This window comes from Nitrospira sp. M1, assembly GCF_965152605.1.
Window position 1 is genome coordinate 3,537,153 of the sequence record NZ_OZ224217.1, and the last position, 14,795, is coordinate 3,551,947.

The following is a 14,795-nucleotide window of genomic DNA, read 5'->3' on the forward strand; positions in this document are numbered from 1 at the left end:
GAGACACCGTCAGACACGAATGGTTCATTGATGGATCAAGGGAATTACTCTTTGGTGGGCAACTTGAAATCGTTATTCAGCCGCAGTGCTGACTCCATAAACATTTCTGCAAGCGATGCCCGATCCAGCTTTTCTCCTCGAAGCTCTTCAATAGCGTTTTCAAACATCACAGAAAGGTCAGCGCTCTTCTGTTGAATCTCTTGCGACAGGCTCTTATGCTGATCTAAAGCTTGTTGACGCAGTTCCCGTTGTCCTTGAATAGCCTGGTCATCTAGCTCAGACACCCGTTCCTGAACAAGTTTCCCCAATTGCCCCAGCTCACGACTCAGTACCCCCAAAGACTCGGTCTTTTCCTTCTGTTCATTTTTCATTCGGCTCGTTAACGATTCAACTTCATTTTTGACGTACTGCTCGAGAGAATCAAAGCGACTTTTGAGATCATTGCGTAATTCAGCCGCCTCTTTGAGTAATCGTTCTTCCAAGCGAGTAAAGCGTTTTTCGTACTCCCGACTTTGAGCCCCAAACAAAATATCCCGGACTTTATCCAAGCTCGCCGTACCCGCGTGCTCATCATCAAGCACGCGTGCGTCCAATTCATCTTCAGACTTTCGTGCATGGACGGATACTTTTAATTGACTTGGTTGATGTTTACGAGTTTGATTCATCCTCATGCTCCCTGGCTATGGATAGACAACGGGTGCCCATGTAACGTTTGTATCTCAGATATTTCGAACAACAAGAAGCCACCCTACATTGAAACAGACACCAATTTTGACCTGACCTAGGCCACTATAGCCGATTCAATGAACTTCCGTACCCTTGACACGTTGGATACCGCAGAGAAAGTCCTCACTTGGACACCTATAATCAAAATATAAGAAGCCAATCAGATCGTAACAATGATTGCCTGTCAGGCCCATCGAGTTCGCTCAACGATCATGTCCAAGCAACATGCTGTATATGCGGATTCGCTATAGCATCAAAAATGATTGAACATCCTATCACTTAAGGGTTAGACGAACAAGCAGGAGATACGGCCAGGGGGAAAACAAAAGGCCATGAATTTGAAGGAATGGAAAGCAATTTAGGAGAACGAGAGAAAACTGACCAAGAACATATCTACCCACAATTATTTTGAGTACTTGATGGTCCTAGCAAATATTTGGCTCACTAAATAAATAGCCCATTCAACGGTTTCAATGGCAGGAGCCCTAGGGGAAGGGCATTGTGGTTATTTTGGGCCTAGTGATGTCTCGCTTTATTTAACCACTATCGGTCAGCTATTTGGAGGCTTTGATTACAGATGCCCTAGGGCATGGTAGTTCCGAATAGCAAACGCCCTTGACGCCATTCCTTCAATTAATAGGCATCACGCCATTCAAGGCCTCAAATTACAGATGCCCTAGTCACCTTCGGGTTCGCTGTTGCCATGCTGATGCGTGACTTGATCTTCTTCGAAAAGCTCGGCCATTTCTTCAGCGATCATGTCGCGATCATTTGGCACCGATACCACATTAAGTTCTTTACGACCTTTGGGGTCTTTCTTGGGCGAAGACGATGATGTTGGGGAATCGGAGTCTTGTTCGGAAGGTGGGGATTCTTTCTCATTGTCCATAGTGCCTCTCGATTCTTAGGCGAGTAATTGGTGGTTATTCAAAGGCTTCAAGTGATGACTGCTCAGGAAACTCTTTTTTACAATGCTGACATGTGACAAAATATATCGATTCCCTGACAGACATAATAATACGAAAATTGAGTGTGACTCCACGTTTCTCACAAAAGCGACAGGCAATGTCCCGAAGTCGATACGGAACATCCGGTTGAGTCTGAAGGTAGAACTCCATATCCGTATGGACAGGAAACGTATAGTAACAATCTCGACAAATCGCCTTCCACTCATCTCCCTCATTAACCGTTCGACTATCAATACCAAAGCGATTTGATTTGCAAATGGCACATTTCACCAGTCCAAGACGTTCTTCAACTTCCGATACAGTCATTTAGGCATTCTTTCATCAATAATAGTGTAGTAGAGAGAGAGCATGTATAAAAATTCCTGTCCGATACCAACATGCGTACAAGGTTAGTATAGGTGTCCATCATTATCTTCCGCAACTCATTTCACCCCTCAACACACATATGACTCGTGAATCACATGAACCCATCACCATAGGCTCTCTCATCAAAACGCTTGCCGGCCCCCCTCCATCCGAGCTACAAACAAGGGAACAACGACGTTTTCAAGACATCACTTGCGAGACACGTCAGAATGGATAACCTACTCGGCTCCCTCTACATTGGAAATATTGATGATGCCCACGCACCGCCTCCGGTCATTTCGGCCTTGCTTTGGACAGCTCTTGAAAGCAAGTTGACTCCGCCACAGGGAATTCTGTTGGGCAGGATTCCGCTACGGGAATACACCGAAGCCGTGCCAATGGATATCGAATCAGCCGTCATGTGGCTTGAACGCCATTTGCCGACACATCAAATTCTCATTGCATGCCGTGCTGGAATGGGGCGATCGGTGTCTGTCCTGATTGCGTATCTCTGTTGTGTCCAAGGCATGAGCTATGAGAAAGCCGTGGAATTTGTTCGAGAGCGTCGGGAAGGTACCACACCACTTCCACGCCTCGAACATACCATTGAAAAAGTTAAACTCTTGCGACAAAAAAAACCCACCTAACCCGTCCAATTCGCACTTCATCATGAAACATACCGTGCATCTCAGTCAGCAGAAAGCCTAATCCTTCATGCCAGAACTGCCAGAGGTTGAAGTCATTCTCAACCACCTGCACACACATATTCTTGGAAGTACCATTAAAGAATTTCACATACGACGACCAGATATCATCCGAATCGGACTTCCCTCTCACCAATGGTACCTGGAATCACGTATTACCGATCTCGCCCGAAAAGGGAAAAGTCTGATCTTCACATGCAGCAAACATCACGACACACGATACATGGTAGCCGAACTCGGCATGACTGGCCTGTTTCTCTATCACTCCGCTAGTGCGGGTTACGACAAACACATTCATCTCACCTTTAAATTAGAGTCATCTAAAGAGCCAACGCTGCACTACTGGAATCCAAGACGTTTTGGTCGCGTGTACTTGCTCGACCCTGAACACTTAACCCAATTTACCACACGACGATTTGGAGTCGATCCATTATCGCTTTCCCAAGAAGATTTTTATCATCTCATCCATACTACGCGTGGACGATTGAAGGCGTTCCTCTTGAATCAGCACAAACTCGCGGGTATTGGGAACATCTACGCCAATGAAATTCTGTACGATGCCCGCATCCATCCGCACACACAGGGCTATCGATTATCTCGTACGGCCGTTGCACGGCTGTATCACTCAACCCGCACGATCCTTCAAACAGCCATCACCTGCGGAGGGTCATCGATCCGAGACTTTCGAGCACCTGATGGATCCCAAGGACGATTCCAAGAACGGCATGTGATTTATCAAAAAACCGGTCAACCCTGCTTCCGTGGCTGCCCAACACCCATTCGACGTCTCATCACAGAACGCAGCTCTTTCTACTGTCCAACCTGTCAACAGCGCAGATAATCAGGGACACGTTCCCCACAGGCAAGAAAAATCCTTACTGAGTGCGGCATTCAATTTTCCGTGAAACAACCGTGCGTTGCCGGACAACCGCATTCAACAACAGAGTAAAATCTTGTCTACCCTAATTCCCTCTGTTAGACTTCTGACTCAAGATTCATCATATAGGAACAATGCTTCGAATCACGACGTGAGAAAACTAAAACTTAAAGAAGGAGTCGATCTCGCCAACCTATTTGGGCCACATGACTTGCATCTTCGAATGATCGAAGGGGAACTCAATGTCGATATGACGGCTCGGGGTGATGAAATTACATTAGAGGGCCAGCCCGATGCCGTGCTACGAGCAGAACGCATCTTACATGAATTAGGTGATTGGACTCGTGACTACTATGAATTGAAACCCGACGACATCACTCGTGCGCTTCGTTCCACCGAAACGGAACTGGCTCAACCTCTTAAAAAATTCTCCCTCGATCCGTCGCCGAGCAATGCCAGCATGAAAAAGGGTGGCATTGTCCCCAAGTCTCCGGCTCAGCAAGCGTATATTGAGGCGATCCAACAGTATGACTTGGTCATTGCGATTGGCCCAGCGGGCACGGGCAAGACATATCTTGCGATGGCCATGGCGTTAGCCGCATTCAATAAACGAGAAGTGAGTCGCATTGTCCTTGCACGACCAGCCGTGGAGGCAGGAGAACGACTGGGCTTTTTGCCCGGTGATATGATTGCCAAAGTTCACCCGTACCTTCGTCCTCTGTATGATGCGCTATACAGTATGATGGATATTGAACGCGCAAACCGGTTAGTCGAACGCGGAGAAATTGAAATTGCCCCCTTGGCATTCATGCGAGGACGAACGCTCAATGATGCGTTTGTGATTCTCGATGAATCGCAAAATGCGACAGCAGAACAAATGAAAATGTTTCTCACAAGGTTGGGGGCACAGTCCAAGGCCATCGTGACCGGCGACATTACCCAAGTTGACTTGCCGCCCACTCAGACGTCTGGCCTTGTGCAAATTACTGAAATTCTTCAAGATATTGAAGACATTAAATTTATTCATTTTACGGAACGAGATGTGGTTCGACATCCACTCGTACGAGCAATTATTAAGGCCTACGATCACTATGGACAGAAAACCTCTCACACACAGGAATCCCGATGATCCTCACCTGCCTCAGGCAAAGAACGTACGACATTTCTTGATTCGGAATAGATATAGAAATAGACCTAACTAATGTCCGTGCTCCTCCGATCACGGCTTCGCCACACACGAATCAACAAGCACGCACTTCGTACTGTTGCACAGGCCATTCTCACGAGAGCTGGCGTCCCAGATTCGGAACTCAGCGTAGAGCTAGTGGGAAACACTCGGATGCAAACCTTAAACCGGCAATATCGTCATCTGAACCGACCAACCGACGTACTGGCATTTCCATTGTGGGAAGGACCTGGCCCTCGTACAGCACTACTCGGCGATGTCGTGATTTCCGTGCCGATGGCTGAGCGCCAAGCGGCAACCTATGGACACTCCATTGATAAAGAGTTGCTACAACTCCTCATACATGGCATTCTGCATCTCGTCGGCTATGATCATGAACGTGGAGAATCTGAGGCCAGACGCATGAAACGGAAAGAACAGGCTATTTTGACAGCCCTGCACCCGCTACCGAAAATCTTGAGAAAACGAACACATCCTCGGTAATGGAACTCTCCATTCAGTCTAGAACATAACTGGCACATCATTTATTGACATACGCGGAACATAGCTCGTAATACATTAGGCTTACTATGGGATGGCTACAGCGCTTACAAGATGGATTGACGAAAACTCGCAAGAGTGTGCAGGGATCATTGCAACGCCTGATTGGTTCGGGGCCAGACCCTGCCGTTCTGGAAGAAGTCGAAGAGGCATTACTCGGAGCAGACGTCGGCGTTCGTGTCGTCGAACGTTTAATGGAACAGATCCGAACAGAAGGTGTGACGGCTGACTCCGACGATCCACTCCAACCATTTAAAGAGACATTGCTGAAAATTTTTCAACCTATTCAAGCAGAACCACTCGAAACATTAATTCAACAGGGCCCCCGCCCCTATGTTCTGCTTGCGATAGGGATCAACGGAGTCGGCAAAACCACGACAATTGCCAAGCTAGGGAAACAACTGCAACAATCGGGCTTGCAGCCATTATTTGTCGCCGCCGACACGTTCCGCGCAGCAGCGACCGAACAACTCGTGACATGGGGAGACCGCATTGGCGTTGACGTCATTCGCCATCAACAAGGCGCAGACCCTGCCGCCGTGGTCTTCGATGGGATCGTCGCGGCCAAGGCCCGAAACAGTGACGTTGTGCTCATCGACACAGCGGGACGGCTTCACACCAAAGTGAACCTCATGCAAGAACTGGAAAAGATGAAACGTGTGATCACACGGGAGCTCCCAGGTGCACCTCACGAAGTACTCCTGACTCTGGATGGAACGTTAGGACAAAATACCATTGCGCAAGCCAAACAGTTTCATGAATCACTTGGCGTCACAGGCCTGGCGCTGACGAAACTTGACGGAACGGCTCGTGGGGGCGTCGTCGTCGCCATTGCGGAAGAATTGAAGATCCCGATTCGACTGATCGGGGTGGGCGAAGGAGAAGATGATCTACAGAATTTTCAAGCTCAAGAATTTATTGATGCCCTGTTTCGTATAGAGGGCTAATATGTGCCATATTCTCATGATAAATACAGTGTGATCATGCGTTCATTCATTGACAGACACGATCTCCATGTATCACGTACAATCTCGCGATCTATCACACCGATAATTCTCCTGTTTATTTGGCTTTGTTGCAACGTCGTTTCTATTCAAGTGGCCTGGGGAGAAGGTCAACTCGTAACCCCACACCACAATCTCACCATGACACTTCAGCCAACCACCCATAGCCTGACGATTGAAGATACGATCACATTCCCTGAAGCAACGATTTTCCCTGACACACTCGAACTGACCTTAAATAAAAATTTGGTCATAGATGAAATCCAGCTCAATGATTCCGTCATTCAACTCCAAGAAATCACGAAACAACCACATTCTCCCTCTGATGTGGAACATCGCCTGCAAATTGCCCTTGTTGATTCTCAGGTCAAGACCTCTTCTCACACGATCAAGGTCCGCTACCATGGCATGATCGACGACCACCCCAAAGGGGCACCAGGCCTTCGCTTTACCAAACCCGATGAAACCACAGGGTATATTGGCCCCGAAGGCGTCTACCTCACCTCGGAAACCCAATGGTATCCAACGGTCCCGCATGCCTTAGCAACCTTTCAGGTCACGTCCACAGTCCCTTCTGGATGGGAAACAGTCACTCAAGGCAAAGAAGTCTCTCATACAGTAACTGACGATGAAACAACGTCGACATGGAACATCACCCAAAAAAGCGAAGCCCTGACCTTAGTGGCCAATCATTTCGTCAAACAGAAAAAGGCATGGCAAGGCATTACCATCGCCACATACTTATTTCCCGAAGATGCAGAATTAGCTGACCAATACCTGGAAGCCACGATACAGTACCTAGAAATGTATACAAAACTATTGGGACCCTACCCGTTTTCCAAGTTCGCCGTGGTCGAAAACTTTTTCCCAGCAGGTATCGGACTCCCGTCCTATACGCTACTCGGCGACCGAATCATCAAGCGCGGGTACACACAACCCTACTCCCTGGGCCATGAGATTGTGCATTCATGGTTTGGCAATTCCGTCTTTAACCATTTCTCAGATGGAAACTGGGTTGAAGGCCTAACAACCTATCTTTCAAACTATTATTATGAAGAGGTGCATGCCTCAGCAGAGACCGCGCTTCAGAAACGTCAGCAGATGTTTTTTGAATATAATTTATACGGAACAACACCACAGGAATACCCGGTCAGACAGTTTCATCACAAAGAAACTCGCATCGACAATGCCATTGGCTACCAAAAAACCGCAATGCTGTTTCATATGCTGCGCCAGGAAATTGGCGATACACATTTTTTCACAGGCATTCGCACACTAGTCAAGGAATGGACCGGGAAACATGCGGACTGGAATACCATTCAAAAAATATTCAGCGACATCGCCGGCAAAGACTTGAGCTGGTTTTTTGAGCAATGGGTAGAGCAGACAGGAGCCCCTTCTCTCAACATTGAACAGACACATGTCCAGGAAGATCCTGAATACCCCGGGCAATTTCTCGTGAACGCCACCATTGTTCAACAGCAGCCCGTGTATCGCCTTCGACTTCCTGCAGTGCTCTATCTTGCTGATGGGACAACATTTGACACCATCATCACGTTAAACGATCACGTACAAACCGTGAGCCTTTCGGCTCCGTCTCTACCAACCCGACTCGTGATCGACCCAGACTTTATGGTCTTGCGGCGAATCCCTCGCGCGCAATTGCCCCCCATGCTCAACGCCTGGGTAACCGATCAACACCAAGCAATATATGTAGACAAGACAAGTTCAACAGCCACACAAGAGGCCTATCAACCAGTCCTGTATCGCTTACAATCTCAGGGCTCCCCGGTTATGACTGAGACGAAGACTCGCCTAACACTGCAGGATACATCGCTCCTGATATTCGGCCATCCGCTCACGAGTGATCTCGCCCTAGAGGGACTAGCGAAATGCAGAGATGCCGTCCAAACCGGCGACAATTGGATTGCCATACAAGGAGAAAAGTTTGAAGGGCCGGATATTGCGTGGCTCGTGTCATGCCCCAATCCAACCAATCCGAACCATGTGGTAAGTTATTTTCATGGATTTTCCTCAGAAGCGATTTCCCGCGTGGCCCGGCTTTTGTTTTTTTATGGGTGGGATAGCTACCTGATCTTTCAACAGGGAACAGTGATCACTCGAGGCCTCTTTGATCCTCCAATCAACAGCCTCGATGTCTTATTGAATGCCGCATAAGGAGTACCCAGTGAACGTCATACGAATTCTCAGTCTTCCCTCAATGTGTTACGGTTATTGCATGGTTGCACTGATCATGGTTACATCCTTTTCCCTTGTGGAAGCCAAAGACGGCCCCTCGCCATCAGCCGAACCACATCTCAAAAATATCAGACAACTCACGACAACCGGAAAAAATGCCGAAGCCTACTTTTCTTTTGATGGAGACAATCTGGTCTTCCAATCCACACATGATCCGTACCAAAAATCCCCTCTGCCCTGTTATCAGATTTTTACGATGGACTTAGAGGGAAACAATCAACGACGAGTGAGCACAGGGCATGGCGGAACCACATGCGGATACTACTTCCCCGGTGATCGTCGAGTGCTGTTTTCGTCGACTCATATGCGCGCTCCGCAATGCCCTCCAGAGATCAAACGAACAAAACAGTATCGATGGGCATTAGACGACTATGATATTTTTTCGGCACATGTCAGCGGCAAGGATCTCCAACGACTAACCGCGACGCCAGGGTACGATGCCGAGGCCACCGTGTCCCCTGATGGACGCACAATCGTATTTACCTCCATGCGAGAGGGCGACCTCGATATCTACAGCATGGATATTAATGGAACCAACATCAAGAAACTGACGCAGCAAGTTGGGTATGATGGCGGAGCATTCTTTTCACCAGACAACACACGTATCGTATATCGCGCAAGCCATCCAGACACACCAGAAGCCCTCAAGGCGTATCAAGACCTACTTGCGAAGAATATGGTCGAGCCTTCGAATCTTGAGATTTTCATTATGAATGCCGATGGATCAGATCAATATGCGATTACGAAGAATGGGGCTTCGAACTTCGCGCCATTCTTTCACCCCGATGGAAAAAATATTATATTTTCTTCGAATGTCTCATCACCATCTGAGGACAAGGGCCGACCAGCGTTTCATCTCTACACCATCAGCGACCAGGGTAAACAGTTAGAACAAATCACAACACTTGGCCATTTCAATAGCTTTCCCATGTTTTCGCCAGACGGATCGAAGGTCGTGTGGGTCTCTGATCGAAATGCGTCAAATCCTCGTGAATTTAATGTGTTCCTTGCTGATTGGGTCCCGTAAACACCAGGGCCCATCAGCCTTGCGTATTGAGCTGGAGTGATTGCATCATTTCTTCATTCTTTTTTTGACAACAACACTGGTCCATCCGTTCCGTCAAAATTCCCTCCCTATATCTCCACCTTGGTATGCATCATCGCATCCATCGTGGTTGTGGGAGGAGTCGGCGCTCTGTCACAAATAGATTTCCCCATCATCCAGTTCATTCGTGCAACGCCGAATCAAACGATAGAACATCTCGGCCGAATCGGCAATCAACTCGGACACGGATCAACCTTAATTATCATCTCCCTGCTTCTTGTTCTTTCAGGCTATGCCTGGAAACACCATAAGCTCAAGCAAATCGGCATACAGACTCTTGTGGCTCATGGAATCTCTGGACTCATCACACAAATCATCAAGCATTCCATTGGACGTCCACGTCCACGACTTGCCCATCAAGAGCACTGGCAAATTGGCCCCTCATTCCAAAGTGGACTGGATGCATTCCCGTCCGGGCATTCGTCCGCTTCATTCGCCGTTGCCGCTGTGTTCGCAAAACATTTCCCACGATTTGCGTGGATACTGTATGGAAGCGCAACATTCGTCGCACTCAGTCGCATTATGAAGGGATCCCACTTTCCGTCTGACGCATGCATTGGCGCGTTCCTGGGATATGTTATTGGCTATATCCTGGCACAACCCATTCGAAGTTGGCGTACCTCGCTCATCGAATCCCTCGCACAGGGCCTTCCATTTTTTGTCGGGGGACTAGGCGTATTATGGATTGCCGTCCAAAAACCAGACATGGATATTTTATATGACATCATCCTTGGAGCAAGCATCCTCGTGACAGCCATCGGCTATGGTATTCGACTCCGAACACGCCTCTCAACACGAAACTCCGCCACACGCAGACAGACCATGCTCACTACAAGTTCGTTACTTATGGCCTTAGGGGTAGCCTTATGTTCAGGCTCCTTCTTCATCACCACACTGGCCGCCTTATCTGGCGTCGCGTGGTGGATGGTGCGCAACCATCAGCTTCGTACGGTGTTAGAGAATCTTCATACCGAAGACTCACGACATAGGTTCACCATACTCACGACCGAGGTGCTACTGGGATTGGGAATAATGTGCTTTGTGGGACTAATCAGTCAGTTACGAGGGGTGCTTCCATTGGTGTCATGAAGAACCATGAAGCCTTTCACATGAGATATGGACAGGCAACAGGCCAGAACAGAGTAAAACATATGTTCATTATATGGATACGAACTTGAGGATGCGTTTCTACGACTTTTCCTCAACATCAAAGTATTCGTCATCAAAGTATTTTTGCGCGACATCACTCGTCATAGCCGCTTTCGCCACGGCCTTGGTCACAGCAACATGAACCGTGGGATCCAATGGACTTGGCACAATTTCTCCTTGAGGTGTGGCGTCCACGATGGCTTGAACTGCGGCAAGAAGCATAGAATCGTTAATTTTCGTTGCTCGCGTTTCCAGGGCACCTTTAAAAATTCCTGGGTAGGCTAAGAGGTTATTCACGTATCGTCCATCAGAGTAGAACGCGGCTCCGGCTTTCATGGCTTCATCCTCGGTGATTTCTGGAATGGGATTACTCAGAGCCAAGATGATTTGCTGCTTTTTCACCAACGTGGGTGAAATCAAGCCCTTCACACCTGTCGTGGAAATGACCACATCACAACGCTCCATCACTTGTTCCAGCGTCGCACTGTTCTGACGAAACACCTCAAGGCGTTCGACCGCAGCAGGATTCTTATCACAACACCAAATCGTCCGGTTCGTATAGGCCATAATTAAACGAGCGATTGCACTCCCAGCAGCACCAAGTCCGATTTGTCCAATCTGTACCTTCTCAAGATCGCCTTTGACGATACGACACGCATTGATCACAGCCGCCAGGCATACGACAGCCGTTCCGTACTGGTCATCATGCATGACGGGTATACTGAGACGTTTGACCAGCTCTGTTTCGATTTCAAAACATTCCGGAGCCGAAATATCTTCTAAATGAATCGCACCGAATCCTGGCGACAATCGTATCGCTGTATCGATAAATTCTTGAGAGTTCGTCGTATCGATTGGAATCGGCACCATGTTATAGCCAGTAAACTTTCTAAATAATGCCGCCTTCCCTTCCATAACGGGCATCGCCGCCAACGGACCAATATTGCCCAACCCCAGCGTTCGACTCCCGTTGGTCAACAGCGCAACGGTATGATGCACCCATGTGTAATTGTACGCCTCACTTGGATCTTTCTGGATAATCCGGCAGACATCAGCCACGCCTGGAGTATAAATCGCTCGCATATCATTAATGGTCTCAATCGGATGGTTAAGTTCCATCTTGATTTTTCCACCCAAATGCCGTTCAAGCACTTCATCAACAATCTGCTCGACCTTCGTTTTCTCTAAAGCCCGAATCGCTTTGAGAATTTGGGCAAAGTGCTCTCGATCATTGGCGATAATCGTGACATCTCGCCAGATATAAAACTTGCCAAGCTTACGCGTCTTCACATCGCCGATACTCCCACCCTGTTCCGAGATGGCCGACACAAACTGCGCCAAGACACCCACCTGGTTTTCACTCTTGTAACGGACCATCCGTATGAACTCAGTCTTCCCGCCTTGTGTCACTCTCTTTTTACTTGATGCCATGATCTAGGGTCTCCGTGTATTCTGGCTACTCATAATTTCAGCGACATTCCTCTTGTTATAGCTGATCTTGCAAGCAGACAAGCAAATGATTCGGATGCACAACGTAGAGGAAGGATATTTGGTGAGAAAAGCAACTCCGATGGAAGTCACATTCTAACGTGATGGGGCACCAAAAACGTTGTATGAATATTGAAGCACTGTTGGAAGATAATTCCAAGTACGAGATATAAATTGTGGGCAACTTCTTATCCAATCATCTCGATTACATACAGCATATCTCATAGTCTGTCTAGAGACAAGAGCCTTACGTACCTAAGTGGTCTAACCAATTGAGGTTCAAGGACAGGAATAACCCAACGGAAGTCTCGTCACGAAGCCCTGACCAAAGTCCTTGATTATCCAATTAATCGCATTGCTCATTGAAGCCTCACAGATCCAGGAAGCAAGACATCAAAAGCTATGGCTTCAGTAATGACCGATTCACCAACAGAGAAAACCCGTTACGCTCTTGCACCAAGATGTAATCAGATACTGATTCGGGCAACTGCGGACGAAGGTGCGACTGCAACACGATCATCTTTCGACCGGACGCATTCTCATGGGAAATAAACTTATGATCTTCACCTGGATTGATCTGATAGACTTTTCTCTGCGCATAGAACGTGAGCGACGGACGTTTTCGTCCGAACTGAATCAAACGATCCTCTTGCTTCAGATTCATCCCGGCAATGGTAGCTAATTGTTGCGGAGGAGCAATAAAATACTCATGAAACTTCGGAAGTGCAAACACCACGACTACCAACACAAACACGACCATCATCCCTCCAGCAATTCCAAACCCATAGATCCGTGTCTCTTTCGATCCCAGAAAGTGACGCAGGCCCATCGTTCCAACAATCACAAGCACACCAAGTAACACCGGGAGTAGCTGAACATCCATGTGGCTTGCCGCTGGAAATTCTTTCGTGATCGTTTCAAGAAACGTCGTATACACTGCTGGGGCGGAAGCTAACGCTAACCCCAGCGCATAGCCAATCGCGATCAGCAACCGTATTGACACCCTCAGCCCTGGCGGAGAATCTTCGGATACACATCGATCAAAAAAGAGCGCAACAACAATGGCAGCCATAGGAAATAACGGAAAAATATAGTGAGGCAACCGCGTCGCTGAGAGCGTGAAGAATATCAACAGGCCTACGATCCACAATGTCGAAAATATCGCAAGCTTTTGCCCCACCTGGCCGTCAGATGCGATCGCACGAAACGACTTCATACCCTTCAGCGTGTGATAGAGCGACATGGGAAGAAACGCACTCCACGGAAAGAACCCCAGAAGCAAAACAGGAATATAGAAAAGAATCGTCCCGCCATGCCCTTCCATTGGGTTGGAAAAACGTCCTGTCGTATTGGCTTCTGCTGCGGCTAGATACGCCTCTCCATGAATCGTAAACATGGCGATATACCATGGAGCCGCAATTAAACCCACAAGAAGGAAGCCCAACAGCGGATATCCTTTTTCCCAGTAATGCTTCCATTGCCCCGTAAGACTGAGATACGGAATGATCCCTAACAGGGGAATGATAATTCCCACCGGCCCTTTCGCCAACATCGCACATGCCATTCCCACATAGAGCCCTAAGAATATCCACCGCTTGGATTGACCCGATTCCATACCCAGCCAAAAGCTATAACCAGCTAAGGTCGTAAAAAATACCAATTCCGGATCGGTGAGCACCATTCGACACACACCAACCATTTCAAGGTTCAACAGGAGCATGAGCGCACCAAAGAGCGCAATTCGCGCTCCGCAAACCTTCGCGAGAAAACTATACTGCAACAGAATCAGTCCGACTCCAAAGAGAGCAGACGGCAGCCTGGCTGAAAATTCATGTACCCCAAACACGGCATAGGACGCGCTGATAATCCAATACACAAAAGCCGGCTTCGCAAAGCGCGGCTCATAATTGAGGGTAGGCGAGACCCAATCCCCGGTTTCCAACATTTCCCTCGCAGCTTCTGCATTACTCCCCTCGTCTCGGTCAGTCAGCCCCAGGCCACCAAGATTCACCAATAGCAGAAGACTGGCAAGGGCGAAAATGGCGCAAAAATGCCCGAGCGAGAAACCTTGGGAGGGGTGTATGGCTGAAACAGCAGGATTATCCATTGGAGGTGTGCTTCCGACCTTGATAAATCAGCATGAGATTTCTTGCATAGACGAAACTATTCGCGCTGTTCCCAAGTATAAGAATTTCGTCCCCAAGATACAGCACATAGGCCAACGTCATCACAGCCCCAGCAAAACTTAAATACCAAAACAATAGAGGCATATGGCTCTGCGCTCTTCGCTCAGACGCAATCCATTGGATGATCCATCGAGAGAAAAACAGGAGCACTCCTAAGAGCCCGACGCATTTCCAAGCAATTTCCTCACCGGTCATACTCGAAAAGTACGTCTCAACTGCAAGCCAAAGCCCATCAATCATTGTCATAGTTTCACCGTA

At 48.1% G+C, this 14,795-nt stretch carries 14 protein-coding genes; 8 read left to right on the forward strand and 6 right to left on the reverse strand.

The window, feature by feature from the left end:
- Positions 1-44: 44 nt before the first annotated feature.
- From ACWHX8_RS15950 to ACWHX8_RS15960, 3 genes are all read right to left on the reverse strand, one after another.
- Positions 45-665, reverse strand: coding sequence for a hypothetical protein (locus ACWHX8_RS15950; RefSeq protein WP_447969127.1), 621 nt, complete (start codon positions 663-665; stop codon positions 45-47).
- 737 nt (positions 666-1,402) lie between these two features.
- Positions 1,403-1,615 (reverse strand): hypothetical protein, encoded by a 213-nt coding sequence (locus tag ACWHX8_RS15955; RefSeq protein ID WP_447969128.1) that lies wholly within the window; start codon positions 1,613-1,615, stop codon positions 1,403-1,405.
- A 34-nt stretch (positions 1,616-1,649) separates the two neighbouring features.
- On the reverse strand, positions 1,650-2,000 hold the full coding sequence (locus tag ACWHX8_RS15960; protein WP_447969129.1) for a hypothetical protein: 351 nt from the start codon (positions 1,998-2,000) through the stop codon (positions 1,650-1,652).
- 269 nt (positions 2,001-2,269) lie between these two features.
- On the opposite strand from ACWHX8_RS15960, the gene ACWHX8_RS15965 reads away from it, so the two are divergent.
- From ACWHX8_RS15965 to ACWHX8_RS16000, 8 genes are all read left to right on the forward strand, one after another.
- A complete protein-coding gene (locus tag ACWHX8_RS15965) occupies positions 2,270-2,686 on the forward strand; it encodes a dual specificity protein phosphatase family protein (protein WP_447969130.1) in 417 nt (138 codons plus the stop codon).
- Between the two features lie 67 nt (positions 2,687-2,753).
- A complete protein-coding gene (gene mutM, locus ACWHX8_RS15970) occupies positions 2,754-3,584 on the forward strand; it encodes a bifunctional DNA-formamidopyrimidine glycosylase/DNA-(apurinic or apyrimidinic site) lyase (protein ID WP_447969131.1) in 831 nt (276 codons plus the stop codon).
- 187 nt (positions 3,585-3,771) lie between these two features.
- Positions 3,772-4,749 carry a PhoH family protein gene (locus tag ACWHX8_RS15975; protein ID WP_447969132.1) on the forward strand — a complete coding sequence of 326 codons (978 nt, stop codon included), beginning with the start codon at positions 3,772-3,774 and terminating at the stop codon, positions 4,747-4,749.
- A 72-nt stretch (positions 4,750-4,821) separates the two neighbouring features.
- On the forward strand, positions 4,822-5,289 hold the full coding sequence (gene ybeY / locus ACWHX8_RS15980) for an rRNA maturation RNase YbeY (protein WP_447969133.1): 468 nt from the start codon (positions 4,822-4,824) through the stop codon (positions 5,287-5,289).
- A gap of 86 nt (positions 5,290-5,375) precedes the next feature.
- Positions 5,376-6,293: a signal recognition particle-docking protein FtsY gene (gene ftsY / locus ACWHX8_RS15985; RefSeq protein WP_447969134.1), complete on the forward strand. Its 918-nt coding sequence runs from the start codon at positions 5,376-5,378 to the stop codon at positions 6,291-6,293.
- A 198-nt stretch (positions 6,294-6,491) separates the two neighbouring features.
- Complete coding sequence (locus ACWHX8_RS15990; protein ID WP_447969135.1) at positions 6,492-8,528, forward strand: M1 family metallopeptidase; 2,037 nt, start codon at positions 6,492-6,494, stop codon at positions 8,526-8,528.
- 76 nt (positions 8,529-8,604) lie between these two features.
- Positions 8,605-9,636 carry a TolB family protein gene (locus ACWHX8_RS15995; RefSeq protein WP_447969136.1) on the forward strand — a complete coding sequence of 344 codons (1,032 nt, stop codon included), beginning with the start codon at positions 8,605-8,607 and terminating at the stop codon, positions 9,634-9,636.
- Positions 9,637-9,672: 36 nt separating this feature from the next.
- A complete protein-coding gene (locus tag ACWHX8_RS16000; RefSeq protein WP_447969137.1) occupies positions 9,673-10,803 on the forward strand; it encodes a phosphatase PAP2 family protein in 1,131 nt (376 codons plus the stop codon).
- A gap of 99 nt (positions 10,804-10,902) precedes the next feature.
- Here the strand turns inward: ACWHX8_RS16000 and ACWHX8_RS16005 are convergent, their stop codons facing one another.
- The 3 genes from ACWHX8_RS16005 to ACWHX8_RS16015 all read right to left on the reverse strand — a co-directional run bounded on the left by ACWHX8_RS16005 (position 10,903) and on the right by ACWHX8_RS16015 (position 14,783).
- Positions 10,903-12,294 carry a malic enzyme-like NAD(P)-binding protein gene (locus tag ACWHX8_RS16005; RefSeq protein WP_447969138.1) on the reverse strand — a complete coding sequence of 464 codons (1,392 nt, stop codon included), beginning with the start codon at positions 12,292-12,294 and terminating at the stop codon, positions 10,903-10,905.
- Positions 12,295-12,751: 457 nt separating this feature from the next.
- Entirely contained in the window at positions 12,752-14,458 is a 1,707-nt protein-coding gene (locus ACWHX8_RS16010; RefSeq protein ID WP_447969139.1) for an ArnT family glycosyltransferase, read from the reverse strand.
- On the reverse strand, positions 14,451-14,783 hold the full coding sequence (locus tag ACWHX8_RS16015) for a lipid-A-disaccharide synthase N-terminal domain-containing protein (protein WP_447969140.1): 333 nt from the start codon (positions 14,781-14,783) through the stop codon (positions 14,451-14,453). Before ACWHX8_RS16015 ends, ACWHX8_RS16010 begins: the two co-directional genes overlap by 8 nt.
- Between the last annotated feature and the right edge of the window lie 12 nt (positions 14,784-14,795).

Bases quoted from the DNA above. Each gene is read 5' to 3' on its own strand.
- mutM (WP_447969131.1), top strand. From the start codon at position 2,754: ATGCCAGAACTGCCAGAGGTTGAAGTCATTCTCAACCACCTGCACACA.
- ACWHX8_RS15960 (WP_447969129.1), bottom strand. From the start codon at position 2,000: ATGACTGTATCGGAAGTTGAAGAACGTCTTGGACTGGTGAAATGTGCC.
- ftsY (WP_447969134.1), top strand. From the start codon at position 5,376: ATGGGATGGCTACAGCGCTTACAAGATGGATTGACGAAAACTCGCAAG.
- ybeY (WP_447969133.1), top strand. From the start codon at position 4,822: ATGTCCGTGCTCCTCCGATCACGGCTTCGCCACACACGAATCAACAAG.
- ACWHX8_RS15950 (WP_447969127.1), bottom strand. From the start codon at position 665: ATGAATCAAACTCGTAAACATCAACCAAGTCAATTAAAAGTATCCGTC.
- ACWHX8_RS15965 (WP_447969130.1), top strand. From the start codon at position 2,270: ATGGATAACCTACTCGGCTCCCTCTACATTGGAAATATTGATGATGCC.
- ACWHX8_RS16005 (WP_447969138.1), bottom strand. From the start codon at position 12,294: ATGGCATCAAGTAAAAAGAGAGTGACACAAGGCGGGAAGACTGAGTTC.
- ACWHX8_RS15995 (WP_447969136.1), top strand. From the start codon at position 8,605: ATGGTTACATCCTTTTCCCTTGTGGAAGCCAAAGACGGCCCCTCGCCA.
- ACWHX8_RS16015 (WP_447969140.1), bottom strand. From the start codon at position 14,783: ATGACAATGATTGATGGGCTTTGGCTTGCAGTTGAGACGTACTTTTCG.
- ACWHX8_RS16010 (WP_447969139.1), bottom strand. From the start codon at position 14,458: ATGGATAATCCTGCTGTTTCAGCCATACACCCCTCCCAAGGTTTCTCG.
- ACWHX8_RS15955 (WP_447969128.1), bottom strand. From the start codon at position 1,615: ATGGACAATGAGAAAGAATCCCCACCTTCCGAACAAGACTCCGATTCC.
- ACWHX8_RS15990 (WP_447969135.1), top strand. From the start codon at position 6,492: ATGACACTTCAGCCAACCACCCATAGCCTGACGATTGAAGATACGATC.